This is a genomic window from Microbacterium sp. NPDC091382 (assembly GCF_044757025.1).
GTDB lineage: Bacteria > Actinomycetota > Actinomycetes > Actinomycetales > Microbacteriaceae > Microbacterium.
The window spans coordinates 417788-441489 of sequence record NZ_JBIVUD010000003.1 but is presented as its reverse complement, the minus strand read 5'-3'; the positions used below and the strand labels follow the sequence as shown (position 1 = coordinate 441489).

Annotated in this window: 28 protein-coding genes; 12 read left to right on the top strand and 16 right to left on the bottom strand. The window is 69.6% G+C overall.

Features of this window, described 5'->3' with window-relative positions:
- The first annotated feature begins 117 nt into the window (after positions 1 to 117).
- Complete coding sequence (locus ACIQLK_RS13665) at positions 118 to 639, top strand: methylated-DNA--[protein]-cysteine S-methyltransferase (protein ID WP_400365421.1); 522 nt, start codon at positions 118 to 120, stop codon at positions 637 to 639.
- A gap of 62 nt (positions 640 to 701) precedes the next feature.
- Here ACIQLK_RS13665 and ACIQLK_RS13660 read toward each other — a convergent pair whose 3' ends face one another.
- Together ACIQLK_RS13660 and ACIQLK_RS13655 are read right to left on the bottom strand one after the other, a co-directional pair.
- Complete coding sequence (locus ACIQLK_RS13660) at positions 702 to 2318, bottom strand: cation acetate symporter (protein ID WP_400365419.1); 1617 nt, start codon at positions 2316 to 2318, stop codon at positions 702 to 704.
- The gene (locus ACIQLK_RS13655; protein WP_400365417.1) at positions 2315 to 2665 is read right to left on the bottom strand and encodes a DUF485 domain-containing protein; all 351 of its coding nucleotides are present in this window, start codon (positions 2663 to 2665) and stop codon (positions 2315 to 2317) included. Before ACIQLK_RS13655 ends, ACIQLK_RS13660 begins: the two co-directional genes overlap by 4 nt.
- A 126-nt stretch (positions 2666 to 2791) precedes the next feature.
- Here ACIQLK_RS13655 and ACIQLK_RS13650 point away from each other — a divergent pair, with 126 nt between their 5' ends.
- Both ACIQLK_RS13650 and ACIQLK_RS13645 read left to right on the top strand, forming a co-directional pair.
- Positions 2792 to 3640, top strand: a complete 849-nt coding sequence (locus ACIQLK_RS13650; RefSeq protein ID WP_400365416.1) for a response regulator transcription factor — start codon at positions 2792 to 2794, stop codon at positions 3638 to 3640.
- A 28-nt stretch (positions 3641 to 3668) separates the two neighbouring features.
- Entirely contained in the window at positions 3669 to 4031 is a 363-nt protein-coding gene (locus ACIQLK_RS13645; RefSeq protein ID WP_400365414.1) for an Lsr2 family protein, read from the top strand.
- A 24-nt stretch (positions 4032 to 4055) separates the two neighbouring features.
- On the opposite strand, the gene ACIQLK_RS13640 is transcribed toward ACIQLK_RS13645, so the two are convergent.
- The gene (locus tag ACIQLK_RS13640) at positions 4056 to 4715 is read right to left on the bottom strand and encodes a LysE/ArgO family amino acid transporter (protein WP_400365412.1); all 660 of its coding nucleotides are present in this window, start codon (positions 4713 to 4715) and stop codon (positions 4056 to 4058) included.
- An 85-nt stretch (positions 4716 to 4800) separates the two neighbouring features.
- Here ACIQLK_RS13640 and ACIQLK_RS13635 point away from each other — a divergent pair, with 85 nt between their 5' ends.
- Both ACIQLK_RS13635 and ACIQLK_RS13630 read left to right on the top strand, forming a co-directional pair.
- Positions 4801 to 5682 carry a LysR family transcriptional regulator ArgP gene (locus ACIQLK_RS13635; RefSeq protein WP_400365411.1) on the top strand — a complete coding sequence of 294 codons (882 nt, stop codon included), beginning with the start codon at positions 4801 to 4803 and terminating at the stop codon, positions 5680 to 5682.
- 105 nt (positions 5683 to 5787) lie between these two features.
- The gene (locus tag ACIQLK_RS13630) at positions 5788 to 6057 is read left to right on the top strand and encodes a hypothetical protein (RefSeq protein WP_400365410.1); all 270 of its coding nucleotides are present in this window, start codon (positions 5788 to 5790) and stop codon (positions 6055 to 6057) included.
- On the opposite strand, the gene ACIQLK_RS13625 is transcribed toward ACIQLK_RS13630, so the two are convergent.
- From ACIQLK_RS13625 to ACIQLK_RS13610, 4 genes are all read right to left on the bottom strand, one after another.
- The gene (locus ACIQLK_RS13625) at positions 6058 to 6900 is read right to left on the bottom strand and encodes a hypothetical protein (RefSeq protein ID WP_400365408.1); all 843 of its coding nucleotides are present in this window, start codon (positions 6898 to 6900) and stop codon (positions 6058 to 6060) included.
- Positions 6901 to 6922: 22 nt separating this feature from the next.
- Positions 6923 to 7288, bottom strand: a complete 366-nt coding sequence (locus ACIQLK_RS13620) for a hypothetical protein (protein WP_400365407.1) — start codon at positions 7286 to 7288, stop codon at positions 6923 to 6925.
- Between the two features lie 27 nt (positions 7289 to 7315).
- Entirely contained in the window at positions 7316 to 8914 is a 1599-nt protein-coding gene (locus ACIQLK_RS13615; RefSeq protein ID WP_400365406.1) for an AAA family ATPase, read from the bottom strand.
- Between the two features lie 93 nt (positions 8915 to 9007).
- Positions 9008 to 9475: an SRPBCC family protein gene (locus ACIQLK_RS13610; RefSeq protein WP_400365404.1), complete on the bottom strand. Its 468-nt coding sequence runs from the start codon at positions 9473 to 9475 to the stop codon at positions 9008 to 9010.
- Positions 9476 to 9556: 81 nt separating this feature from the next.
- Here ACIQLK_RS13610 and ACIQLK_RS13605 point away from each other — a divergent pair, with 81 nt between their 5' ends.
- The 4 genes from ACIQLK_RS13605 (at position 9557) to ACIQLK_RS13590 (ending at position 14904) form a co-directional block, all read left to right on the top strand.
- Complete coding sequence (locus ACIQLK_RS13605; RefSeq protein ID WP_400365402.1) at positions 9557 to 9931, top strand: response regulator; 375 nt, start codon at positions 9557 to 9559, stop codon at positions 9929 to 9931.
- Between the two features lie 75 nt (positions 9932 to 10006).
- Positions 10007 to 11734, top strand: a complete 1728-nt coding sequence (locus ACIQLK_RS13600) for an ABC transporter ATP-binding protein (protein ID WP_400365401.1) — start codon at positions 10007 to 10009, stop codon at positions 11732 to 11734.
- Positions 11731 to 13767 (top strand): ABC transporter ATP-binding protein, encoded by a 2037-nt coding sequence (locus tag ACIQLK_RS13595; protein WP_400365400.1) that lies wholly within the window; start codon positions 11731 to 11733, stop codon positions 13765 to 13767. The genes ACIQLK_RS13600 and ACIQLK_RS13595 overlap by 4 nt, the downstream gene beginning before the upstream one ends.
- Before the next feature lie 45 nt (positions 13768 to 13812).
- Positions 13813 to 14904: an alkene reductase gene (locus ACIQLK_RS13590; protein WP_400365399.1), complete on the top strand. Its 1092-nt coding sequence runs from the start codon at positions 13813 to 13815 to the stop codon at positions 14902 to 14904.
- Positions 14905 to 14922: 18 nt separating this feature from the next.
- Here ACIQLK_RS13590 and ACIQLK_RS13585 read toward each other — a convergent pair whose 3' ends face one another.
- Genes ACIQLK_RS13585 through ACIQLK_RS13560 form a run of 6 tightly spaced genes read right to left on the bottom strand, consistent with a single transcriptional unit; the run spans position 14923 to position 20335 of the window.
- Positions 14923 to 15222, bottom strand: coding sequence for a Dabb family protein (locus ACIQLK_RS13585; protein WP_400365398.1), 300 nt, complete (start codon positions 15220 to 15222; stop codon positions 14923 to 14925).
- A gap of 36 nt (positions 15223 to 15258) precedes the next feature.
- Complete coding sequence (locus ACIQLK_RS13580) at positions 15259 to 17586, bottom strand: acyltransferase family protein (protein WP_400365397.1); 2328 nt, start codon at positions 17584 to 17586, stop codon at positions 15259 to 15261.
- A 42-nt stretch (positions 17587 to 17628) separates the two neighbouring features.
- Positions 17629 to 18420 carry an MOSC domain-containing protein gene (locus ACIQLK_RS13575; RefSeq protein ID WP_400365396.1) on the bottom strand — a complete coding sequence of 264 codons (792 nt, stop codon included), beginning with the start codon at positions 18418 to 18420 and terminating at the stop codon, positions 17629 to 17631.
- 1 nt (position 18421) lies between these two features.
- Complete coding sequence (locus ACIQLK_RS13570) at positions 18422 to 18742, bottom strand: hypothetical protein (RefSeq protein WP_400365394.1); 321 nt, start codon at positions 18740 to 18742, stop codon at positions 18422 to 18424.
- A 48-nt stretch (positions 18743 to 18790) separates the two neighbouring features.
- Positions 18791 to 19660 carry an aldo/keto reductase gene (locus ACIQLK_RS13565; protein ID WP_400365393.1) on the bottom strand — a complete coding sequence of 290 codons (870 nt, stop codon included), beginning with the start codon at positions 19658 to 19660 and terminating at the stop codon, positions 18791 to 18793.
- 42 nt (positions 19661 to 19702) lie between these two features.
- Entirely contained in the window at positions 19703 to 20335 is a 633-nt protein-coding gene (locus ACIQLK_RS13560) for a LysE family translocator (RefSeq protein ID WP_400365392.1), read from the bottom strand.
- An 85-nt stretch (positions 20336 to 20420) separates the two neighbouring features.
- On the opposite strand from ACIQLK_RS13560, the gene ACIQLK_RS13555 reads away from it, so the two are divergent.
- The 3 genes from ACIQLK_RS13555 to ACIQLK_RS13545 are packed head-to-tail and all read left to right on the top strand — an operon-like array spanning position 20421 to position 21866.
- On the top strand, positions 20421 to 20960 hold the full coding sequence (locus ACIQLK_RS13555) for a hypothetical protein (protein WP_400365390.1): 540 nt from the start codon (positions 20421 to 20423) through the stop codon (positions 20958 to 20960).
- A 7-nt stretch (positions 20961 to 20967) separates the two neighbouring features.
- Positions 20968 to 21552 (top strand): TetR/AcrR family transcriptional regulator, encoded by a 585-nt coding sequence (locus ACIQLK_RS13550; protein WP_400365388.1) that lies wholly within the window; start codon positions 20968 to 20970, stop codon positions 21550 to 21552.
- A 17-nt stretch (positions 21553 to 21569) separates the two neighbouring features.
- Positions 21570 to 21866: a rhodanese-like domain-containing protein gene (locus ACIQLK_RS13545; protein WP_400365386.1), complete on the top strand. Its 297-nt coding sequence runs from the start codon at positions 21570 to 21572 to the stop codon at positions 21864 to 21866.
- A gap of 9 nt (positions 21867 to 21875) precedes the next feature.
- On the opposite strand, the gene ACIQLK_RS13540 is transcribed toward ACIQLK_RS13545, so the two are convergent.
- Genes ACIQLK_RS13540 through ACIQLK_RS13530 form a run of 3 tightly spaced genes read right to left on the bottom strand, consistent with a single transcriptional unit; the run spans position 21876 to position 23700 of the window.
- A complete protein-coding gene (locus ACIQLK_RS13540) occupies positions 21876 to 22277 on the bottom strand; it encodes a GNAT family N-acetyltransferase (RefSeq protein ID WP_400365385.1) in 402 nt (133 codons plus the stop codon).
- The gene (locus ACIQLK_RS13535) at positions 22274 to 23317 is read right to left on the bottom strand and encodes a DUF1266 domain-containing protein (RefSeq protein WP_400365383.1); all 1044 of its coding nucleotides are present in this window, start codon (positions 23315 to 23317) and stop codon (positions 22274 to 22276) included. Before ACIQLK_RS13535 ends, ACIQLK_RS13540 begins: the two co-directional genes overlap by 4 nt.
- Positions 23318 to 23352: 35 nt before the next feature.
- A complete protein-coding gene (locus ACIQLK_RS13530; RefSeq protein WP_400365381.1) occupies positions 23353 to 23700 on the bottom strand; it encodes a glyoxalase in 348 nt (115 codons plus the stop codon).
- Positions 23701 to 23702: the final 2 nt, after the last annotated feature.

The window sequence follows — 23702 nt, the reverse complement described above, 5'->3', positions numbered from 1 at the left end:
GCGGATCGGTCATCGTGTGCGTCGCGTTTCCTCCACACCCGGCTCCGGATGACGACCGTCCCCCGCTCCTCCTCCCCCCCCCGGTGGCGGTGACCCGCGTCGCGCCAAGATGAGGACATGACGAACGCAACCTACGCCGTGCACCCGACACCGATCGGTGAGGCCCTCCTGGTGACGACCGGGGACGGACTCGCCGCGCTGTCGGTCCTGGACGGCCCTGCGTACGCCGAGGTGGCGCGGCTCAGCATGCTGCTGCGCGCCGTTCCCGTCGAGGACGACGGTCCGTCCGCCTCCGCGGCTGCGGAGCTGGACGAGTACTTCGCGGGCGAGCGTCGGGAGTTCACCGTTCCGCTGGACTGGGGACTGACAGCGGGCTTCACCCGACGTGCTCTCGAAGCGATCCTCGACGTGCCGTACGGCCAGACGGCGTCCTACGCCGAGGTGGCCATCGCGGCGGGCGTGCCGCGGGCGCATCGCGCGGTGGGGACCGCGTGCGCTCGCACTCCGTGGTCGATCGTGCTCCCGGCTCACCGGGTCATCCGCAGCGACGGTTCGATCGGCGAATACGGGGGCCGACCCGAGCACAAGCGGTTCCTCCTCGATCTCGAGGAGAGGGTCGCCACGGCGGGCCGCGCATGACGGAGGCGGGCAGGGGCGTGTAGGCCGTCCCTGCCCGCCTCGTCGCGGCATCCGCTCTGTTCTTAGTGATCGACCGCCTTCTCGGCGCCGTAGCCCGTCAGGGATCGGACCTCCATCTCGGCGGCCTTGGTCGCGTCCTCCGCCTTGCGCGAGGTCACGGACCCCAGCCAGCCGAGCAGGAAGCCGACCGGGATCGAGATGATGCCCGGGTTGTTGAGCGGCCAGATCGCGGTGCCGACGTTCTTGAACACGCTCGTCTCGGTGCCCCAGAACACGGGCGACAGGACGATGAGGACGATCGCGGTGGCGAGACCGCCGTACATGCTCCACACCGCACCGCGAGTGGTGAACTTCCGCCAGAACAGCGAGTACAGGATCGTCGGGAGATTCGCCGAGGCCGCGACCGCGAAGGCCAGCGCCACGAGGAACGCGACGTTCTGACCCTGCACGCCGATGCCCCCGAGGATCGCGAGCACGCCGATCACGATGACGGTGCGTCGGGCGACCTTGACCTCGCCGTCCGGCGGCACATTCCCCTTCTTCACGACGTTCGCATAGATGTCGTGGGCGAACGATGCCGCCGCCGTGATCGTCAGACCCGCGACGACGGCGAGGATCGTCGCGAAAGCGACCGCCGAGATGAAGCCGAGGAGAACCGGTCCCCCGAGCGCCGCAGCGAGCAGCGGTGCCGCGGAGTTGACGCCACCGGGGGCGGCCTTGATCGTCTCCGAGCCGACGATCGCACCCGCGCCGTAGCCCAGGACGAGGGTCAGCAGGTAGAAGAGGCCGATCAGCCAGATCGCCCACACGACCGAGCGACGAGCCTCCTTGGCCGTCGGGACCGTGTAGAAGCGCATGAGGACGTGCGGCAGACCCGCGGTTCCCAGGACCAGGGCGATCGCGAGGGAGATGAAGTCCCACGGGTTGGCGCCGTACTGCAGGCCCGGCCCGAGGATGGCCTCCTGCGGGTCGGTCGTCGACTTCTGGACGGCGGCCTCGAGCAGCGAGTCCAGGCTGAAGCCGTTGATCGCGAGGACCCAGATCGTCATGACGATGGCGCCGCCGATGAGCAGGAACGCCTTCACGATCTGCACCCAGGTCGTGCCTTTCATGCCGCCGATGAGCACGTAGACGATCATCAGCACGCCGACCACGGCGACGACGATCGACTGCCCGATCTGTTCGGTGATCCCCAGCAGCAGCGAGACCAGGCCACCGGCACCGGCCATCTGCGCCAGAAGGTAGAAGAAGCAGACGGCGAGCGTCGTGATCGCCGCCGCCAGGCGCACCGGGCGCTGCTTCAGGCGGAACGAGAGCACGTCCGCCATCGTGAACTTGCCCGTGTTGCGCATCAGTTCGGCGACCAGCAGCAGGGCGACGAGCCACGCGACCAGGAAGCCGATGGAGTAGAGGAACCCGTCGTACCCGTTGATGGCGATGGCACCGACGATGCCCAGGAAGGATGCCGCCGAGAGATAGTCGCCGGCGATGGCGAAGCCGTTCTGCGGGCCGGTGAACGAGCGACCGGCCGCGTAGTAGTCGGCGGCCGTCTTGTTGTTGCGGCTCGCGCGGATGACGATGAACAAGGTCACCGCGACGAAGGCGCCGAAGATCGAGATGTTGAGGACGGGATTGTTCTCGGCCGCAGCCGGCGCCGCAGCGAGGAGGATCGGACTCATCGGGCTTCCTGCCTCTCGAGGTCGGCGCGGATCTCGGACGAGATCGGGTCGAGGGTCCGGTTCGCGAAGGCGACGTAGCCCATCGTGATCGCGAAGGTCGTGACGAACTGGCCGAGGCCGAGGAGCAGGCCGATGGTGATGTGACCGAAGACCTCCTGCGCCATGACGTCGGGCGCGAATGACGAGAGCAGGACGTAGACGAAGTACCAGACGAGGAAGAGCAGAGCGAGCGGGAAGACGACGCTGCGATGCTTCTTCTTCAGTTCGACGAAACGCGGCGACTCTTCGACCGCGACATAGTCGATGGCACTCCCTTCGACGCCTCCGCGGGGTGACTGGGACGACATGTGGCCTCCTTGCCTCATGGGGGTGAGCGACGGTGCTCTCACCGGCCGTTCCTGGGAATCAGCCGCGTGGTATGTTCGACCGTACGAAGGCGGCAGAGGTGCCGTCACCCCCGGAAGTAGGTACGCGTGGGATCGTCGGCAGAGAGCGACGCGGACACGCGGCTCGTCTCCCGAGCCGTGTCGGATCTGGCTCGTCAGACCCGATTTCCCGTTGTCTTCGGCGGCCTCGAACGAGGTGGCGCCGTCCATGTGACCGCGATCGCCGGCACCCGGACCCGGAGCATCGAAGGACTCGTCGTCGAGGCCGGCCGTGGACTGGGCGGCGCGGCGATGCTCGAGAAGCGCCCCCGACTGGCTCTGGACTACCGGACGGCGCGCACGATCACCCACGACTACGATCGGGCGATCCTGGGCGAAGGCATCTCGACCCTCCTCGCCGTCCCGGTCGTCGTCACGGGCCGGCCCCGCGGCATCGTCTACTGCGGGTCCTGGACCCCCGGTCCGGTCGGCGACCTCGTCAGCCGCCCCGCGTTCAAAGCGGCCGACATGCTCGCGACCGAATTGCGCGTCCGGGAGGAGGTCGACCGTCGAGTCGCCGCGCTGCTTCCCGGCGAGCCCGCACTGCCCGCCGCCGCCCAGGAGGATCTGCGCGAGAGCTACGCGGAGCTGCGGAGCATCGCGGCGTCCGTCTCCGACCCCGCACTCCGCGACCGGATCGCCGCCGTCGAGAAGCGGCTGACGGGGATGACCCGGCCCGCTGAGACGGCAGCGTCGCTCGATGTCGCCCTTTCCCCTCGAGAGCTCGACGTCCTGGCGTGCTGCGCACTCGGCGCGACGAACGCCGAGATCGCCGCGTCGCTCTCGCTGCGCGAAGGCACGGTCAAGTCGTATCTGCAGGCGGCGATGGCGAAGCTGGATGCCTCGACCCGCCACGCGGCCGTCGCCAAGGCGCGCCGGGCCGGATTGCTGCCGTAGCGGCCATCCTCACCACTAGGCTCAGCGCATGGCCCGCAAAATCGTGCACCAGCTCGTCGATGACCTGGACGGCACCGTCCTCGAGGTCGGCGACGGCGAGACCGTCCTCTTCTCCGTCGACGGCACCGCCTACGAGATCGATCTCACCCACGACAACGCGAACGCGCTTCGCGAGGCTCTGGCGCCGTACATCGACGCCGCGCGTCGCGTCTCGAACCGGGCGAACTCGGGTCGACCCGCGGCATCCTCCAGCGGGAGCCGCACGCAGAAGCGCTCCGGCCAGCGGGACTACGCGCCGATCCGCGAGTGGGCGGCCAAGAACGGCTACCAGGTCTCGGAGCGGGGCCGCGTGCCCGCGCAGGTGCTCGACGCCTACGACGCCGCGCACTGACCCGGCGGCGCTCCTCCCCCGGCGTCAGCCGAGGACGAGCGTCACCGCGATGATCAGCATGATCGTGGCGATGCCGCCGTCGAGGATCCGCCACGCTCGTTCGGTTCGCAGCAGGGGCGCGAGGTACCGGGCGCCGTAACCGAAGATCACGAACCACAGGGTGCTGGCGGCGATCCCTCCGGCGAGGAAGAACCATCGCGCGTCGCCGTGCGTCGCGGCGACGGAACCGAGAACTACCGTCGTCTCCACGATCGCGTGCGGATTCAGCCAGGTGACGGCGAGGATGGTCACCAGCGTGGCGGTGCGTGTCGTCGTGCGCGAGCGCGTCATCACCGCGCCGCCGGGCGGGGAGTCAGACGTCTGCTGATCCGAGGACGCCTCGAGGCTCCCGCCGCCGAGCCACGCCCGACGCGCGCTCACGATCGCGAACCCGATGATGAAGATCGCGCCGGCCCACCGCGCAGCGGTCTCCAGCCACGGGTGCGCGGTCACGACGGTGGCGATGCCGGCGACGCCGACGGTCTGCAGGACGGCGTCGCTGACGACGCAGACCAGGACGACGAGGCCCACGTGCTCTCGTCGCAGGCCCTGCCGGAGGACCACGGCGTTCTGCGCACCGATCGAGATGATGAGCCCGAGGCAGAGTCCGAGGCCGGAGAGGAGGGCGACGAGTTCGGCGGGCACGTATCCGACGCTACGCACGTCGGCTCATGCAGTACAGCGAAGGATTCTGCAGGATCTTAAGCGCTTGTTCAGTACACTTCGTGCCATGGACATCCCGGTGGAGCACCTGCGCACGCTCGCCGCTGCCGTCGACGCCGGCACTCTCGATCGAGCGGCCGCGCGCCTGGGCGTCACGCCCAGTGCGGTCAGCCAACGTATCCGCGTCATCGAGCAGCGCGTCGGCCGTGTCGTCCTCCGCAGGACGAAACCCGTCACCGTGACAACGGCCGGTGAGCCGCTCGTGCGCCTGGCACGACAGATCGATGTGCTCGAACACGAGGCACGGGCAGCGCTCGGCGACGACGACGGCCCGGCGCACGTCCCTCTCGCCGTCAACGCGGACTCCCTCATCACCTGGTTCCTCCCCGCCCTGGCCGCCGTCACCGACCAACGAGGAGTCACGTTCGAACTGCACCGCGAGGATCAGGAGCGCACCGCTCAGCTGCTCGCCGCCGGCACGGTGATGGCAGCCGTGACGTCACAGCGGGATCCGGTGGCGGGGTGCATCGCCTCACCGCTCGGCCGGATGCGATACACCGCGGTGGCGACCCGGGCCTTCGCCGACCGCTGGTTTCGGGGCGGCGTGGAACGGGCCGGCCTCGAGGCCGCGCCGCGGGTGGACTTCGACCGGCACGACAGTCTGCAGAGCGCCTTCGCACGGCGACACGGTGCACGGCGGGAGCCACCGCGGCACATCATCAGCGCATCCGCCGAGTTCGCGCAGGCGATCACCCTCGGGCTCGGGTGGGGGATGCTGCTCCCCGGCCAGTTCGAAGCGGGCGTCGCCGACGGATCGCTGACGATCCTCGCCGGCGACACCGTCGACGTGCCGCTCTATTGGCAGAGATGGAACCTGTCCTCCGACCTGCTGGACACCGTGACGGACGCCGTCCGGCGCATCGCGGCCGAATCCCCCGTCTTGACGTAGCCGCCCGAGACGACCTCGTCAATCCCCTCCGTCAACCTCATGACCAGGGCGATGGTGGTCACCTGGGATCGGTGTCGGCTGGGTGCGAGGGACGAGGTGCGGAACATGTACGTGGATTCTGAGACGCTGCGTGCGCTGCCCACCCGGCGACCGGCCGACGCCTCGCCTCGCGCCTCCCGCATCCAGTGGGACCTGGTCGCAGACGACCGGTACGAGGTGCGGATCGGCGGTGAGGTCGTCGGCTTCATCGACGTCGTCGGAGCCGTGTACGTCGTCCTCACGGGGCCGCGGTACGACCGGGCCGAAGAAGTCGCGCAGACGCTCGTCTGGTCGACCGCGACGACCGCGCTCGACCAGCTCCGCTCGCGCGGCTGATCACGTCGCCGCCCGATCGGCGGCCTTCCTGGCCCGTCGCGCGGTGTCGCGGGCCGCGACACATGCCTCGGCGAGCTCATCCGCCTCGGCCCGCGCGGCGTCGAGGTCGTTCGCGGTCCGTGCTCGCTGCCGCTCCAGCTCGGCGAGACGCTCCTCGAGCTCAGCGGAACGCGCGCTCGCCGCGCGAGCGCGCTCCTCTAGCCGGGTGAGCTCCTTCTCTGCACTCTCCGCGTGGCGGCGAGCCTCCGCAGCGGCCCTTTCCGCGGCGCGAGCGGCGCGCCGCTCGGCGAGATCGTCTCCGCCCTCGGGCGCGTCCGAGACGGCCTCGAACGGCCCCGACACGGCGTCGGTCAGGTCGGGCGCGTCCATGCCGGTGGCTTTGATCGGCCGCAGCAATCGCGCGCTCGCAACGGCAGCAGCGGCATCCGGATCCCGGAGCGCGGCGTCCAGTGTCTGCTCGACGGACGCACGCACCGCCGCGCCGACGTCCGCGCCGTTCGCGGCGGCGAGAGCCACGGCGCGTTCGGCGAGATCGCGAAGGATGCCGCGGCGCCTCGTCGTGAGCTCCGCGAGCGCGCGCCCGTCCCCGGCATCCGCCGCCTCGCGGAAGGCGTCAGCGAGCTCGACAGCCGGCGCCAAGGCCCTCGGGTCGTGCGCCGCGAGGAGATTGACCACCCAGGCGGCGAGCACGGGCTTGCGCAGCCGACCGATGGCGGCTGCCAGGTCCCGGTCCTCGACCTGCTTCGCCGCGGATCTGCGGAGCGCTACGAAATCACCGGCGGGAGCCACGCTGAGCCGCGCGGCGACCTCGATCAGCCGCGTGTCGTGGTCGGTACCGGTCATTCCATCATCCTCCGACACGTCGTCAGGAGGTCCAGACCGCGAGGCCGAAAGCGACCGTGCATACGACCAGCGGGATGACGGCTCCAGCGCGTCGGCGAATCAGCCCCACGACCGCGAGAGCGGCCGAGACCGCCGTCACGCTCACGAATGCGACCGTCCTCGACCATCCCGTCTGCGTGACGACGGCGCCGTCGCCCGAGGCCGCCGCCCAGGTGCACTGGCGCCCCGCGGGCCATACGGTTGCCTCGGCGGACAGAAGTGCCGTCTCCGACACCGCGACACCCACCGGGTGGTCGTCCTTCCAGCACCGGCCCTCGGCGCTCTCACGGTTGTCGAGGAAGAGGCCTCCGAGGAGAACCAGACCGGCGAGCACGGAGACGACGATCATCACCCCCGTCGCCGCACGCACGCGTACCTACAGTCCTTGGGCCACCGCGGCCGCGGCGCGCATCCAGGCGTCCTTCGTCCGCGGCTGCAGCGCGTCGTACCGGATGCGTCCGGCCTTCAGCGAGTCGTCGAAGGGGATGATCTCCACTGCACGGACGTGTCCCTCGAAGCCGGCCGCGATGCGCTGCGCGGCGCCGATCCCCGCGCGCTCGGACTGACCCACGACCACGACAGCACCATCGGCGAGACGGCGCGAGTGCTCGTCGCGCTTGCGGAGTGCATCGAGCAGGAGAGCGGCGGATTCGGCGGATTCCGGAGCGGCGAGGGTCGGGACGACGAGCTGATGCGCGGAGTCGATCATCCTCAGCCAGCGGTCGGCCGACTCGTCGTTGCCGGAATCGAAGATCACCATGCGGTAGTAGCGGGCAGCGACCTGCGCGAGCAGGTCGAAGTCCGCCGTCGTGATGCGCTGATCCGCCGCGAGCAGCTCCGGGTTCGAGCGGAGCACGTCGTAGCGGTCCACGGACTGATGGTGGACGAAACGCGCGATGTCCGAGACGGATGCCGTCGCTTCGAGCAGCCGCGGTGCTTCGGGCAGCAGGTCGCGGATGGTCGTGTCGTAGTCGCCCTGTTCGGTGCGCCAACCGAGCGTGCCGCGCGTGTCGTTGTTGTCCCATGCGAGGACATTGCCGCCGCCGTGCCGCGCGAACACCGCGGAGAGGACGGCGGTGGTCATCGTCTTGCCGACGCCGCCCTTGCCGTTCGCGACCGCGATGGCGCGGCATCCAGCCCACTGGCGGGACACCGCCTTCTCGCGCTCGGCGCGCTCGATCTCGGCCTTCGACGGCTTCATGGGCACGCCGATCCGCACGAAGAACGCCCGCCAGCCGGTCACGGTGGCGGGGTGATCGGAGGGGGGCTCGATGAAGGAGGGACGGGGCCCCTGGGATGCGGATGCCTCGAACGCCGTGTCCGGCGCGGGAGCGCCCTCGGGAACCGTCGGTTCGGGAGCGGGGACGTGGGCCGCGTCTGGGTCTTCCGCAGGCCGCTCGTCGGCGGCGAAGGAGGCGCGAGTGACATCGACGGGATCGGTGCCGGTCGTCGGCTGACTGTCGGCTTCCGCCTCGGGCTCAGGCGCAGAGACCGGCGCCGCAGCGGGGATCTCGCTCACGCGGGCAGGCTCCCAGCCGGCGGGAGCGGGGTCGTCGACGTCGTCGTCGTCGCCGGCGTCGACGGCGGAAGACGGGAAGAAGGCGGGCACCTCCGCGACGAGGTGGGGTTCCGCTTCCGTCTCCGCCTCTTCGGGGTCCGCCGGCTCCGGGTCGGTCGTCCACCACGCCTGCTGTCGCAGCTCGGAGCGGGTCACGGTGCGGTCGTCGAGTTCGACGTCGATCGCACCGGACGGATCGATGAGAAGCCGGTGCTCGCCACGATCGCCGCTGGTGTTCAGTTCGACGGGAGCACCGGAGGCAGCGGCATCCGCTCGGACACGATCGATGACGAGACGGCGCACCGCGTCCACGTCACCGGCCTCGAGCGTCTCCTCAGCGCCGTCCGCCGCGGTGAACCGTGCGGTCCCACCGGTGACGTGCGCGAACGCGCGTGCCGGGTCGCTTCCAGTGCTCATGGGTTCCTTTCAATGGCCGACCGCCAGGACGGACCGCTCCCACGCTATCGCGACCGGCGTCAAAATCCCCGGTGGACGGGGAGGAACACGGCATCACCGCACCTGATCAGGCCCCGACCGTTCCAGCGACGCGACGAGGACGGCATTGCGTGAGCGGATGAGCCGCTGAAGATACGGGCGAAGAAGCAGGGGCTCTACGATCCAACCGAACAGCGGCGAGCGCAGCGTGATCGTGTCCGTCATGACCGTCAGGTCGCCGTCGCGCTCGAACCGGTGCTCGTGACGGAACGATCGGAACGGGCCGCGTACCTGCTGGTCGACGAAGCGGTGCGGTCGTTGGAGGGCCATGATGCGCGACGTCATGGTCCACACGATCCCGAAGTGACGGGCCCGCCACGTGACGCTCTCGCCCAGACCGATCGTTCCGCTCGTGACTCCCGCGACCGCGCGCTCTCCCGACCGCGCCATCGACTCCACGTGCGTGTCGATCGACAGCGACAGGTCGAACATCTCCTCGGGCGTGCACGCCGCTCGAGTGACCTCGGTGAAGGTGGCGGTCATGGCGCCCAGGCTAGTCGTGACGCGAGAACGCGTGGCGCCCTGCGATTACCCCGCGCCTCCCGTTCGTGTCAGAGTACGGGGGTGGCGATATCGGTGCTCGTGGTTGACGACGACGACGACATCGCCATGCTGCTGGTCTCCAGCCTCGAGCGCGCCGGTATCTCCGTCGCTCGCGCCGGCAACGGGCGCGAGGGCGTGGACCGGGTGCGCGCGCATCGTCCGCGCGTCGTTCTGATGGACTGGATGATGCCGGGGACGGACGGCATCCAGGCGTCGCAGGAGATCCGTCGGAGCCTCGACATCCCGCAGCCGCACATCATCATGCTGACCGCTCGCGTGCACAGCAGCGACCAGGAGGTGGCGCTCCGCGCCGGCGTGGACGAGGTCGTCGCGAAGCCGTTCCGTCCGCGCGAGATCGTCGGGCACGTGAAGGAGTTGCTCGAGCTCGCGAGCTGAGGCCCGCTACGCCGTCAGCGGACATCCACCCGCGGGGGGACGCGGATGTCGCCGGGCGGTGGCACTCTGAGATCTATGCTCGGAACCCTTCTGGTCCGGTACCTCCGGACCTATCGCTGGCTGCTCGTCGGCGTGCTGATCTTCCAGTTCGCCTCTGCCATGGCCGCGCTGTACCTCCCGCGCCTGAACGCCGACATCATCGACAAGGGCGTCACGCAGGGCGACGTCGGCTACATCTGGTCGCACGGCATCCTCATGCTCGCCATCGCCCTCGGCCAGATCGTCGCGTCGATCGTCGCCACCTTCTTCGCCGCTCGCGCCGCGATGGCCGTCGGCCGCGACATCCGACGCGACGTGTTCGAGCGTGTCAGCGGGTTCTCGGAGCGCGAAGTCACGCAGTTCGGGGCGGGGTCGCTCATCACCCGCAACACGAACGACGTGCAGCAGGTGCAGATGCTGGCGATGATGGGCGCGACGATGCTCGTCACCGCTCCTCTGCTCGCCATCGGCGGCATCATCATGGCGCTGCAGCAGGACGTCGGCCTCAGCTGGCTGATCGGCGTCTCGGTCCCCGCGCTGCTGGTCATCGGTGTCCTCATCATCAGCCGCATGGTGCCGCTGTTCCGGAGCTACCAGACCAAGCTCGACGCCGTGAACCGTATCCTGCGCGAGCAGCTCACCGGAGTCCGGGTCGTCCGCGCCTTCGTCCGTGAACCGATCGAGGAGGAGCGGTTCCGCGGCGCGAACACCGACATCCTCGTCGTCGGCCGCAAGGTCGGATCGCTCTTCGTCCTGATGTTCCCGCTCGCGATGCTCGTCCTCAACGTCACCGTCGTCGGTGTGATCTGGTTCGGTGGCATCGAGGTCAACGAGGGCAGCGTGCAGATCGGCACCCTGTTCGCCTTCATGCAGTACATCGGGCAGATCCTCATGGGCGTCCTGATGGCCACCTTCATGACGATCATGATCCCGCGCGCGGCGGTCTCGGCCGATCGGATCGGCGAGGTCCTCGCCGTCGACGGCGGCCTGGTCCGTCCGGAGCAGCCGGTGCGAGAGTTCCCCCGGCCGGGAGCCGTCGAGTTCGAGGACGTGTCCTTCACCTACCCCGGCGCCGACTCCCCCGTGCTCGCCGGGCTCACCTTCGCCGCTGCGCCCGGTGAGACGGTGGCCGTGGTCGGTTCGACCGGGGCGGGAAAGACGACGCTCGTCTCCCTCATTCCCCGCCTTTTCGATGTCACCGGAGGCTCGGTGAAGGTCGCCGGGGTCGACGTGCGCGAGGCCGACCTGGACGAGCTCTGGAGGGGGATCGGCCTGGTCCCCCAGCGCGCGTTCCTGTTCACCGGGACCGTTGCGTCCAACCTGCGTTTCGGGCGGGAGGATGCCACCGACGAGGAGATCTGGCACGCGTTGGAGATCGCGCAGGGCCGGGACTTCGTGGAGCAGATGGAGGGCGGACTGGATGCCCGCATCGCGCAGGGAGGCACGAACGTCTCGGGCGGTCAGCGGCAGCGGCTGTCGATCGCTCGCGCGATCGTGCATCGCCCCGACATCCTCGTCTTCGACGACTCGTTCTCGGCCCTCGACCTCTCGACCGACGCACGCCTGAGACAAGCGCTCTGGCGCGAGCTGCCCGAGGTGACGAAGATCGTCGTCGCTCAGCGCGTGTCGACCATCATCGACGCTGATCGGATCGTCGTCCTCGACGCGGGCCGCATGGTCGGTGTGGGGACCCACGCCGAACTCCTGGTGACCAACGAGACCTACCGCGAGATCGTCGAATCGCAGCTGGGAGTGGACGCATGAGCGCGCCGGAGACGCAGATGACCGAAGACGAGAAGCTCGAGGCGGAACTCGCCGAGCAGGCGCGTCTGAACAGCGGATCGTGGGATTCGGTCGCCCCGGGCAAGGCATCTCAGTTCGGCCCGAGCTTTCTCCGGATGATCGGGCTGCTCGCCCCCTTCAAGTGGCTCTTCGGCCTCGTCACGATCGCCGGAGCGATCGGGGTCGTCCTCGCGGTCATCGCGCCGAAGGTGCTCGGCGAGGCGACGAACATCGTGTTCGAGGGTTTCCTGTCGAAGACCCTCGGCGACAGCCCCGCCTTCGCCGGCCTCACCCAGAGCCAGACGGTCGAGGCGCTCCGCAGCCAGGGCCAGGACGACTTCGCCAACATCGTCGCCGCGATGCAGAACTACACGCCCGGCTCGGGCGTCGACTTCGACGCGCTGAAGGTGATCATCACGTGGGTGCTGGTCATCTACGTCGTGTCGGCGATCCTGACGTGGGCGCAGGGCTACGTCATCAACGTGATCATGGTCCGCACCATGTGGCGACTGCGCGAAGACGTCGAGGCCAAGCTCAACCGTCTGCCGCTCTCGCACTTCGACCGTGTCCAGCGCGGTGAGCTCATCTCGCGCGTCACGAACGACATCGACAACATCACCCAGACGATGCAGCAGTCGCTGTCGGGTGCGCTGACCGCCGTGCTCACCGTCGTGGGCGTGCTCATCATGATGTTCTCGATCTCGTGGCAGCTCGCGATCGTGGCCCTCATCGCCCTGCCGCTCATGGCGATCATCTTCGGCGTCATCGGCCCGAAGTCGCAGAAGGCGTTCGGCGTGCAGTGGCGCAAGGTCGGCCGCCTCAACGCCCGCGTCGAGGAGTCGTTCTCGGGTCACTCGCTCGTGCGCGTGTTCGGTCGCGAGGCCGACGCCCGCGCGAAGTTCCAGGAGGAGAACGAGGAGCTCTACCAGGCGGCGTTCAAGGCGCAGTTCCTTTCCGGCATGATCATGCCGTCGATGACCTTCGTCGGCAGCCTCACTTACGTGGGCATCGCCGTGCTCGGCGGGCTGATGGTCGCCAGCGGGCAACTGCGCCTGGGCGACGTGCAGGCGTTCATCCAGTACTCGCAGCAGTTCACGCAGCCGCTGTCGGAGCTCGGCGGCATGGCCGCCGTGGTCCAGTCGGGCACGGCGTCCGCCGAGCGTGTCTTCGAGCTCCTCGACGCCGACGAGCAGGAGCCGGATGCCGCCGACGCCCCCGCCCGAGGCGACGGACGTGGCGTGATCGAGTTCGAGCACGTGAAGTTCGCGTATGCGCCCGAACACCCCTTGATCACCGACCTGTCCTTCCGCGTCGAACCCGGTCAGACCGTGGCGATCGTGGGCCCGACCGGCGCCGGCAAGACCACGCTCGTCAACCTCCTCATGCGCTTCTACGAGCTCGATGGCGGTCGCATCCTGCTCGACGGACAGGACATCGCGCAGCTCTCGCGCGACGATGTGCGCTCGCGCACCGGGATGGTGCTGCAGGATCCGTGGCTGTTCGCCGGGACGATCCGCGAGAACATCCGGTACGGTCGCGCCTCGGCCACGGACGACGAGATCGTGGATGCCGCGGTCGCGACGCGCGTGGACCGCTTCGTCCGCTCGCTTCCCGACGGCTACGACACGATGCTCGACGAGGATGCCTCGAACGTGTCGGCCGGCGAGAAGCAGCTGATCACGATCGCACGCGCGTTCGTCGCGCAGCCGGCGGTCCTGATCCTCGACGAAGCAACCTCGTCGGTCGACACCCGCACCGAGCTGCTGCTGCAGCACGCGATGGCGGCGCTTCGCGAAGGGCGCACCTCGTTCGTCATCGCCCACCGCCTGTCGACGATCCGCGACGCCGACCTCATCCTCGTGATGGAGCACGGCGACATCGTCGAGAAGGGCACTCACGAGGAGCTCATCTCGCAGCAGGGCGCGTACTACCGGCTGTACCGGTCACAGTTCGAGCAGGCGCACGACGACCTCGTCGACGCTCCGGCCGAGGAGGGCGCTGGGTCGACGGAGTGAGCGAAGGTGGAATACGCCGGTCCTTATTCGTCGTTGCGTCTCACCATGAGCCTGTACGAATCCGCCGTCTTCGGCGCCCTTGATCTGTCGAACCGTGTCGTCATGGCCCCGCTCACCCGAACGCGGGCTGCCGAGGACGGTGTCCCGAACGACGTGATGGTGGAGTACTACCGCCAGCGTGCGGGGCTCGGTCTCATCGTGACGGAGGGCACGTGGCCGGTCGTTGCGGGCAAGTCGTACCCGGGGCAGCCCGGCATCGAGACCGACGAGCAGATCGCGGGCTGGCGACGTGTCGCCGATGCCGTGCACGCCGAGGGCGGCACGATCGTCATGCAGCTGATGCACGGCGGCAGGGTCTCGCACCCGGCGATCTCGGGAGTCGATCTCGTCGTCGGACCGAGCGCGATCGCCTCGCCCGGGCAGGGACGCACCGTCACGGGAGAGAAGGTCGACCTGCCCGTGCCGCACGCGCTCACGACCGCCGAGGTCGGCGAGGTCGTCGAGCAGTTCGTGCAGGCGGCGCGCAATGCGATCGCGGCCGGTATGGACGGTGTCGAGGTGCACGGCGCGAACAGCTACCTCGTCCACCAGTTCCTCTCCCCCGAGTCCAACGTGCGCGACGACATCTACGGCGGATCGCCGGAGAACCGTGCGCGCTTCGGCGTCGAGGTGACCCGTGCGGTCGCCGAGGCGGTCGGGGCGGAGCGCACCGGCATCCGCCTCTCGCCGCAGCACCAGATCCCCGGTGTCCTCGAGAGCGACGACGCCGACGCGCGTGCCACCTACACCGCGCTCGCTGAGGGTCTCGCCGCGCTCGGTCTGGCGTTCGTCGACATCCTGCACGCCGAGCCGAAGAGCGACCTCGTGCAGCACATCCGTCACACGGCCGCCGCTCCGACGATCCTCAACTCCGGCTTCGGCGTCGTGACGACCCGTGAAGAGGCCGAAGAGCTCGTGCTCGAAGGATGGGCGGATGCCGTCGCGGTCGGCCGTCCCGCCATCGCCAACCCGGACCTCGCGACCCGTTGGGAGGAGCGTGAAGAGCTGAACGAGCCCCGGCCTGAGCTCTTCTACACGGGCGGAGCAGAGGGGTACACGGACTACCCTTCGCTCGCCGAGGCGCGCGCCGAGCGCTGAGACGCCCGCCCGCCCCGATCAGTCGCCGGCGACGAAGTCGAACTCCTGGAAGTCACGGACCTCGTGGCTCCACCGGCTCTCGACGAAGGCGACGTGGTCGGGGTGGGTGTTGTACGCGTCGTAGGCGGTCTGGTCGTCGAACAGCATCGTGAACTGCCAGCGCAGATCGCTCTTCGGGCTGATCTGACGGTTGATGCGGAACTGCTGGACGCCGGGGATGGCCGTGAGGGACCGTTGCGCGTCCGTCAGGAACGTCTTCTCTTCGGAGGAATCCTCCGCGTGGTGCAGTGCGAAGACGACGGTGTGCTGGATGGTCATGGTGACCAAGGCTAACCCGGGGCAGCAGCCCGGGGCTCAGCCGGCGGTACGTTCCGTCAACAGGCCCGCACCGTCCAGCGCCTGTCGCATCGCAGGCGCGATGTGCTCGGCGAACTCGACGGTCAGGTGCGTCTGGTCGTACTTCGTCGGGATCGATCCGGCGAAGGGCGGGCACACGTCGCCCGCGCACGTGAACGCCAGCGAGGACATGGCGTGGTCGCCGGCGGCCGTGGCCGCGTGCTCTGACGCCGCCTCCATCTGACGCCATGTGCTGTCGACCGCGCTGTCGCACGCCTTCGGCGACGAGGACGGCGTGTAGCAGGCGGCGAGGCTGACGCCCTGCGGCGGCGGGGCGAGATAGAGCATCCGATCGCCCACCTTGTACGAGGCGGCCTCCCGTCGCTGCGCGGCGATGAGGTTCTCGGCCGAGAGGTCGGTACCGTCGACGGACTGGCCGAGGGTGAACGCGTTCGACATCACGACGAGGTCCGGCTCGTCGGCGAGGATCGCCGCCCGCACCGCGGCCTTGCGCTCCTGACATCCCGCCATCACCTGCGGGTCGTCGTTCTGGACGAGGACGTCGGTGAAGCGGCATCCGTACATGCCCATCGCGGACACCCGGATGCCGCCGGCACTGTCATCCGCGATGCGCCGGAAGGCGGGCGCGTAGGCCATCGCGGTCGAGTCGCCGACGAGCCAGATGTGCACGGGCGCGTCGCCGCTCCCCCACCCGCACGCGGTAGCCGCACCCGGTGAGAAGCAGTCATGCGCGGGGTTCGCGGCCGACGACGCGATCATGACCCGGTCGAGCGACGGGTTCAGGTCGGGCCAGACGTCGGCGTTCGCTGCGGCCGTCAGCTCAGCCTGCAGATCGGCGGTCGGATCGCCCGAGACCGGTGGAGCCGACGCCGCGGGGGCGATGTCGGGCAGGCCGAACCGCGGACCGTGACCGGACGCCGTCGCCCAGAGCGCGCCCGCGAGGGCCACGACGACGAGACCGGCCGTCGCGAGAAAGACCTGCGCGGCGAACCGCTCACGCCATGCGGCGAGGTTGCTTCCCCGCGGCTCGGCGATCGGTTCGATGACGGGGGCGAGGGCCGGCGCGGCGATGACCGGGGCAAGGACCTCGACGGCCGGCTCGACCCGCGCGGGCGCGGGGCGCGACGAGCCCGGGTAGTACCGCGTCCCCGGCGTCCACCCCGCGGGTCGGGTCGTCGAGGCCGCCACGACCGGAACGGGAACCGGCTTCGGCACATCGGGCTCGAATTCGGGCGCCTCGGCCCGCGGCATCTCGCCGAGGAACGGCGCGTGGCGCAGCGGCTGCTCGACGATCAGGTACGACGCGAGCCCGAGCACGACGCTCGCGCCGAGCACGATCCAGAGGTGCCATTCGGATGCCGGCAGCACAGCGGCGGCGAATACCACGACCGGGAAGTGCCAGAGGTAGAGCGAGTACGACGCGTCGCCGAGGAAGACCGAGACCGGATTGGTCAGCGGGAACAGGTGACGGTGCCGCGGGTCTCCGCCGACTCCGCCGGCGATCGCGAGCGCGGTCGTGACGACGGGCGCGGCCGCCCACGGCGCGGGGAAGCCGCTCGCCGCCGGGTCGATGAGCAGCAGCGAGGCGACGATCGCCCCGGCACCGATCCACTGCATCACGCCGCCGAGTGCGCGAGGGATCCGGCGCAGCAGGGGGACGAGCACGGCGACGAGCGCCCCGACACCGAGCTCCCAGGCGCGGGTCAGCGTGGAGAAGTACGCGACGGTCGCCTGCGAATCCGACTGCATGAGAGCCCAACCGGAGGATGCCGCGACGATCGCCGCCGCGAGGACACCCACCACCCCCACGACGCGTCGTCGGCCGACGACGGCGGCAGCGATCAGGAGCAGCAGCGGCCACACGAGGTAGAACTGCTCCTCGACCGACAGCGACCAGAAGTGCTGCAGCGGCGAAACGGCTCCAGTGTCGGCGAAGTAGTCGGTGCCCTGCGCGGCGAAGTTCCAGTTCGAGGCGAACACGGCGGCCCAGGCGGCATCCCACAGCGTCTGCTCGCCGCGGGCGCGGTTGAACAGGAACCAGCCGGCGACCGCGACGGCGATCAGCACCGTGACCGCAGTGGGCAACAGCCGGCGCGCACGCCGGGCGTAGAACGGGCCGAGTGAGACGCGACCGGTGTCGCGCGCCTCGCGGAGCAGCATCCCGGTGATGAGGAATCCGGAGATGACGAAGAAGACGTCGACGCCCAGGACGCCGCCCGCGGGCCATCCGGCGGCGTGTGCGCCGATCACCGCGAGGACGGCGAGGGCGCGGAGGCCTTGGATGTCGCGGCGCGGTGGAGCGGGTGTATGTGTCGGGGAGTCCATGGAGAAAGCCGACGGAGAGTCTATGGGATCGGTCCCACGCGTTCAGGACGTGACCACGACCTCATCCCCGACGCGTACCGTGCCGCCGTCGCCGACCGGCAGCAGGAGGATGCCGAGGGTCGCCTCGCTCTGACCGAACTCAGTCGTCAGCACCCGCAGCAGGCGCGCGTCGCGCTCGCCCGTATCGGGATTCGCGGTGATCGCGGCGCAACGCCCGATCGGTCGCTGGACCTCGAACTCGACGTCGCCGATGCGAACGCGGCCCGACCAGTCGAGCTCCTCCCACGGCGCGGTGCCCGAGACGACGATGTTGGAGCGGAAGCGGCGGTCGTCGACGGGTGCGGGCACGGCGGCATCCACCTGCGACACCGTCGCCTCGCCGTGCAGCGACGCGTAGCCGCGCGCACGGTCCTGGAACCGTGACGTGACGCCGTCGCCGATGAGCCGGAGCGGCAGGACGCCCTCGCGTTGCAGGAGCCTCGCGTCCGACGAGCGCTCGACGAACGCGGTGACGGCGTCCTCGAGCTCGCGGCGGCCCGCGACGTCGAGACCCGCCTCGACCAGCAGGCTGCCGCCCTCGCTCACGCGGACGATGCCGTCCTCGACCTCGACACGCAGTCGGGCGATGGAGGGGAAGTCCATGAGTGCGAGACCGCGGCTCTTCGGCCAGTAGTCGAGGCCGCCGTCGTCCTCGGGCGCCGTCGCGTCGGCGAAGCGGAACGCGAGGACGCGGTCGCCGGCGATGCGGCCGTCGGCCTGCACGACGAGATCGGTGCGCGGCTCGGGCGTGAAACCCTTGACCGGGTACCGGTACAGCGATGAGACGACGGCCACGTCACGCCTGCCGATAGTGGCGGACGCGCTCGTCGCGCTCGACGAGGAACTCGTCGTCCTCGGGGTAGAACACCGCACGTTCGATGTCGTCGCCGGCGAAGGCAGCGATCACGGCGAGGTTCTCCCACCGCGACAGGGTCGTGATCTCCGTGCGGCCGTCGCCGAGATCGCGCGTCAGCAGCCACGCTCCGAGGTTGCCGGGGGTGGCGCGATACGCATCCATGCCGGTGCGCTCCACGTACCGGATGTAGCGGTCCGCGTCTTCAGCGCGCACCACACCGGTCCACATCCGGACGACGGGTTGACCACTGAAATGCGTCACGCGCCCACCCTTGCAGAGGTGGACGCGTGACGCCAGGGATGCCGGGGCTCAGCTGCCGAGCTCTGACAGCTCGGCGAACTCCTCGTCCGTCAGCTCGATGACGGCGCCCTGGAGGTTGTCCTCGAGGTGGGCGACGCTCGACGTGCCCGGGATCGGGAGCATGACCGGCGAGCGCTTGAGCAGCCACGCGAGCGCGACCTGCGCGGGCGTCGCGTGCTTGCGCTCGGCGATGTCGGTGAGCGGCGAGTCGGGTCCGGTCAGGCCGCCGGTGGCGAGCGGGAACCACGGGATGAAGCCGATGCCCTGCTCCTCGGACCAGTCGAGGAGGGCCTCGGCGTCGCGGTGCTGCAGGTTGTAGAGGTTCTGCACCGTGACGATCTCGGCGATCTCCTGCGCGGCCTTGACCTCATCGACTGAGACCTCGGACAGGCCGATGTGACGGATCTTGCCCTCGTCCTGCAGCTTCTTGAGCTCGCCGACCTGGTCTTCGAGCGGAACCTTCGGGTCGATGCGGTGCAGCTGGAACAGGTCGATGCGCTCGAGGCCGAGGCGGCGGAGGCTCATCTCCGCGCCCTGGCGCAGGAACTCGGGGCGTCCGAGCGGGGGCCACACGTTCGGGCCGGTGCGGGTGAGGCCGGACTTGGTCGCGATGACGACGTCGTCGCCGTACGGGTGCAGGGCCTCCTTGAGGAGCTCCTCGGCGACGTAGGGGCCGTAGGACTCGGCGGTGTCGAAGAAGTTCACACCGAGCTCGACGCTGCGGCGGAGCACGCGGATGGCCTCGTCGTGATCCTTCGGGGGACCCCAGACGCCGGGGCCGGTGAGCTGCATGGTGCCGTAACCGAGGCGGTTGACCTCGAGGTCTCCGCCGATGCGGAACGTGCCGGACGACTGTGCAGGCTTCGTGTTGTTCGTCATGGGGAGTTCCAGCGCATCAGGGCGCCGGAACATTCCCGTTGGTCAGCTTTTCGCGCCGGTGAGGGCGAGTGCGCCGCCGAGCCCGATCATGAGGACGCCGCCCGCGCCCGACAGGGTGGACAGCCGACGCGGCGACCGACCGAACCAGGTGCGTGCGGTGCCGGCGGCGAGGGCCCAGGTGCTGTCGCAGATGACCGCGAGCACCTGGAAGATGAGGCCGAGCAGCAGCAGCTGCGCCCAGATCGGACCCGCGTCGCGCGAGACGAACTGCGGGAGGACGGCGACGAAGAACGCGATGGTCTTCGGGTTGGTGAGCCCGACGATGAACCCCTGGCGCAGGAGGGTGATGACGGATGCCGATCCGCGCCCATCCCGCTCGGCGCGAAGCTTCCGGTGCCGGATCGCCTGGACCCCGAGATAAACGAGGTAGATCGCGCCGACGACCTTGATGGCCGTGAAGGCGATCACCGACGAGGCGACGATCGCCCCGACGCCGAACGCGACGAGGAGGATCGCAGGGATGTTCCCGAGGGAGTTCCCGAGCACGCTGAGCACGCCCGCGCGACGCCCGAGCGCAATGGAGCGACCCACCACGAACAGGACGCCGGGGCCCGGGACCACGATGATCACGATCGACGCCAGGGCGAAGGCGAGGAGGTTCTCGATCGGGATCATGAGGGAACGTTATCGCGCCCGCATCCGACTTAAATAGTACAGTCGTGCTAATTTGATCGGACTCGTTCGGACGAAAGGACCTCCCGTGATCCTGGTGGCGATCATCGCCTGCGAAATCGGCTTCTGGCTCGCGATCGTCGCGGGTCTCGTCGCCCGCTACGTCTTCCGTCGACCGCGTCTCGGAGCAGCTCTCCTGCTCGCGGCCCCGATCATCGATGTGATCCTGCTGATGCTCGTCGGTGTCGATCTGCTGGGCGGCGGCACCGCCTCGTGGCACCACGGTCTGGCCGCGCTGTACATCGGTATCTCGGTCGCCTACGGACACCGGATGGTCGCGTGGGCCGATGCGAAGTTCGCCGAGTGGTTCCGCGGCGCGGAGCCGCGCCCCGCGCGCTACGGGTGGGACTACGCACGCTCCTGCTGGAAGGACGTCCCCCGCACGCTGCTCGCCGTCGCCATCGCGGCGGCCGTGCTGGGTGGTCTGATACTGCTGGTCGGGGACCCGGAACGCACGTCGGAGCTGCTGCGGTTCTTCCCGATCCTCGGCGTGATCGTCGCCGTCGACACCCTCTGGGCGCTCAGCTACACCGTGTGGCCGAAGAAGGCACCCGCGGTCGCGGCATGATGAGTGCATGCCGCGACTGATCGATCATGACGAGCGCGACCGCGCGATCGGGGATGCCGCGATGCGCGTCCTGGCCCGCGACGGACTCGCCGCGCTCTCGGTGCGGAAGGTCGCGGAAGAGGCAGGGCTGGCGACGGCATCCCTCCGTCGCGCGTTCCCGACGCAGCTCGCACTCCGTCGATACTGCGTCGAGCGGATCCACGACGCCGTCGCGGCGCGCGTGACCGGGTTGACCGGCGAAGGGATGCCGCTGGCGATCGCCCTCCTCTTCGAGCTGCTGCCGCTCGACGCCACCCGACGCATCGAGTTGATCGCTCAGCTGCAGCTGGGGAGCCTCGCGTTGACGGACACGACCCTGACCGAGAGCGTGCGCGACCTGCACGAGGGCGTCGGGCTGATCTGCGGTGTCGCGCTGGGTCAACTCGACCTGCGCGACGACATCGACGTACCCCTCGAGACGCTCCGTCTGCAGGCGCTTCTCGACGGGCTCGCGTTGCACCTGCTGTGGGCGGATCCAGCCGATCCCGAGACTCACGCCCGTCGCCTGCTGGAACATCATCTGACGAGCCTGACCGCCCGGCATCCGCTCTGATCTGCGACCATCGAGGTATGCACTCCATCACGACCGCGCAGCTGGCCGAGGCCTCCCCCGCGAACATCATCGACGTCCGCGAACCCGACGAGTTCGCTGCGGGTCATGTGCCCGGCGCCCGCAACATCCCCCTCGCCACGGTGCCCGACCACGTGGACGAGCTGCGCGAGCTCGACGACCTGCACCTCATCTGCCAGGCCGGTGGACGCAGCGCCCGTGCGGCCGCGTTCCTCGAGCACCACGGCCTCGAGACGACGAACGTCGAGGGCGGCACGGGTTCCTGGATCGCGGAGGGCCGCGCGGTCGAGAAGTGACCGCGGATGTCAGCCGCCGCGCTGCATGACCCTCTCGGGATTCGGATACAGCTCGAAGCCGAACTGTTCGTAGAGCCCGTGCGCGTCGGCGGTCACCAGGAGCGTGCGCTTCAGTCCCATCGGATCGAGCGTGTCGACGACGGCTCCGACGAGCGCCTTGCCGACGGCCGTGCCTCGCGCTCCCGGCTCGACGTAGACGTCGCACAGCCATGCGAAGGTCGCCGAGTCGGTGACGACGCGGGCGTATCCGCGGGGCGTGCCGTCGTCGTCGAGGGCGCAGAAGTTGATCGAGTTCTGCGCGGCACGCTCGACGGTCTCGCGACGGCGACCGAGCGCCCAATAGGCCCCTTCGGACAGCCATCGGTGGACGACGTCGAGGTCGATCTCAGCCAGGTCGGTCGTGACCCTCATGCGCGCGCTCCGTTCGTCGGCCAGGCGACGGATGCCGCGGGCCAGGGTGACGTGCGCAGCCCGGCGAGCGCGTCACGCTGACTCTGCACGGCCTGCAGCGAGTCGGTGCGGAATGCGGTCGCGATGAGGACCTCGCGCCAGTACTCGTCCCAGCTGCGGTAGGTGGTGAACGCCTTCTCGGCGAGCGGCTCGAGCAGCGTCCAGGTCTCGTCGGCGGTGAGGTAGCCCGCGACGTAGGCGTAGCGGATGCCGCCGATGCCGCGCTCGAGATCGGCGGCGAGCAGCAGCCGCGCCGGCGTCTCCTCGCTGCCGCGGGCGAGGTCCTGGATGTCGAAGACGGGCAGTTCGGTGAGTGCGGCGACGCGCGACATCATGTGCTCGGCGCTGTCGCTGTGCGCGATCTCGGCGAATCGCTGCGAGTTGAGGCCCATGGCGAGGGTGTCGGCGACGAGGAGTTCGGCGTCGGCCTTCGTGACGATCTTGAACTGCTCGTCGAGCGCGCCGCGCAGCTGCTTGAGCGGCGTGACGGGCAGCGAGAACCACGGCGAACCCTTCTCGCCGTCCTGATGCGTGGCGCGCAGCTCCCTTGGGAGTTCGGCGAAGGTGGGAGTGAAGGCGAGCGAGCTGTTCCAGCCGCGCACGGCGAAGTCGCTCGCCGCGTCGAGCGCGAGGATCTGCTGCTGCCGCGCGGTGACGGGCTGCCGACCGGATGCCGCGATGTAGGCGAGCTGCGCGCGGCGGGGAGCACCGGCATCCCGTTTCGCGAGGATGATCGATGCGATCATCAGGCCGACCGCCATGCCGAGGGCGAACATGAAGAAGTTGACGATGATCTCGTCGACCTCCCACACGAATGACAGGATGAACGCCGCGATGCCGAACGGGGCGGCGATCAGGGTGACGGGCAGCGCGCGTCGGCGCATCTCGGCGGGGTCGGCCTTGCGCTTGGCTTCGAGGGCCTGCGCGTAGCGGCGACGGGATCGGACGGGGTACTCGACGTCGCCGGGATGGTTCTGGAGCGCGTTCACGTCAGGGGCCACCGGACCATCCTGGCACCGCTGTCGTGCTCCGACTGTCAGGGGGCGCCGGCGACGACCTCGGCCTTGAATCCGGCGGAGTTCTCGAGCCATCCGGCGTAGTGATCCGGTCCGCCGGCGTGCGGATACCGCTCCTGGTACAGCGGACGCCAGCCGTGCTCGGGCGCGGCGGCGATGATCGCGTCGACATCGGCTCGGGATCCGCCCGAGAAGGCGAGGTGGTTGACCCCGGGGGCTCGCCGGTCGTGCACGGTGGTCGACAGGTTCGGTGAGGTCGTCAGGGTCAGGTAGGCGCCGCCGGCTGCCCAGGACTCCCCCTCGGCCCACATGCCCTCGCGGGCGAACCGAGTTGTCGCACCCTCCTTTGCGAGGAGGGCCTCCGCCATCG

Excerpts from the sequence above, each read along its gene's own strand:
- ACIQLK_RS13665 (WP_400365421.1), top strand. The coding sequence starts at position 118 with ATGACGAACGCAACCTACGCCGTGCACCCGACACCGATCGGTGAGGCC.
- ACIQLK_RS13660 (WP_400365419.1), bottom strand. The coding sequence starts at position 2,318 with ATGAGTCCGATCCTCCTCGCTGCGGCGCCGGCTGCGGCCGAGAACAAT.
- ACIQLK_RS13655 (WP_400365417.1), bottom strand. The coding sequence starts at position 2,665 with ATGTCGTCCCAGTCACCCCGCGGAGGCGTCGAAGGGAGTGCCATCGAC.
- ACIQLK_RS13645 (WP_400365414.1), top strand. The coding sequence starts at position 3,669 with ATGGCCCGCAAAATCGTGCACCAGCTCGTCGATGACCTGGACGGCACC.
- ACIQLK_RS13635 (WP_400365411.1), top strand. The coding sequence starts at position 4,801 with ATGGACATCCCGGTGGAGCACCTGCGCACGCTCGCCGCTGCCGTCGAC.
- ACIQLK_RS13630 (WP_400365410.1), top strand. The coding sequence starts at position 5,788 with ATGTACGTGGATTCTGAGACGCTGCGTGCGCTGCCCACCCGGCGACCG.
- ACIQLK_RS13625 (WP_400365408.1), bottom strand. The coding sequence starts at position 6,900 with ATGACCGGTACCGACCACGACACGCGGCTGATCGAGGTCGCCGCGCGG.
- ACIQLK_RS13620 (WP_400365407.1), bottom strand. The coding sequence starts at position 7,288 with ATGATCGTCGTCTCCGTGCTCGCCGGTCTGGTTCTCCTCGGAGGCCTC.
- ACIQLK_RS13615 (WP_400365406.1), bottom strand. The coding sequence starts at position 8,914 with ATGAGCACTGGAAGCGACCCGGCACGCGCGTTCGCGCACGTCACCGGT.
- ACIQLK_RS13610 (WP_400365404.1), bottom strand. The coding sequence starts at position 9,475 with ATGACCGCCACCTTCACCGAGGTCACTCGAGCGGCGTGCACGCCCGAG.
- ACIQLK_RS13600 (WP_400365401.1), top strand. The coding sequence starts at position 10,007 with ATGCTCGGAACCCTTCTGGTCCGGTACCTCCGGACCTATCGCTGGCTG.
- ACIQLK_RS13595 (WP_400365400.1), top strand. The coding sequence starts at position 11,731 with ATGAGCGCGCCGGAGACGCAGATGACCGAAGACGAGAAGCTCGAGGCG.
- ACIQLK_RS13590 (WP_400365399.1), top strand. The coding sequence starts at position 13,813 with ATGAGCCTGTACGAATCCGCCGTCTTCGGCGCCCTTGATCTGTCGAAC.
- ACIQLK_RS13585 (WP_400365398.1), bottom strand. The coding sequence starts at position 15,222 with ATGACCATCCAGCACACCGTCGTCTTCGCACTGCACCACGCGGAGGAT.
- ACIQLK_RS13580 (WP_400365397.1), bottom strand. The coding sequence starts at position 17,586 with ATGGACTCCCCGACACATACACCCGCTCCACCGCGCCGCGACATCCAA.
- ACIQLK_RS13565 (WP_400365393.1), bottom strand. The coding sequence starts at position 19,660 with ATGACGAACAACACGAAGCCTGCACAGTCGTCCGGCACGTTCCGCATC.
- ACIQLK_RS13560 (WP_400365392.1), bottom strand. The coding sequence starts at position 20,335 with ATGATCCCGATCGAGAACCTCCTCGCCTTCGCCCTGGCGTCGATCGTG.
- ACIQLK_RS13550 (WP_400365388.1), top strand. The coding sequence starts at position 20,968 with ATGCCGCGACTGATCGATCATGACGAGCGCGACCGCGCGATCGGGGAT.
- ACIQLK_RS13545 (WP_400365386.1), top strand. The coding sequence starts at position 21,570 with ATGCACTCCATCACGACCGCGCAGCTGGCCGAGGCCTCCCCCGCGAAC.
- ACIQLK_RS13540 (WP_400365385.1), bottom strand. The coding sequence starts at position 22,277 with ATGAGGGTCACGACCGACCTGGCTGAGATCGACCTCGACGTCGTCCAC.
- ACIQLK_RS13530 (WP_400365381.1), bottom strand. The coding sequence starts at position 23,700 with ATGGCGGAGGCCCTCCTCGCAAAGGAGGGTGCGACAACTCGGTTCGCC.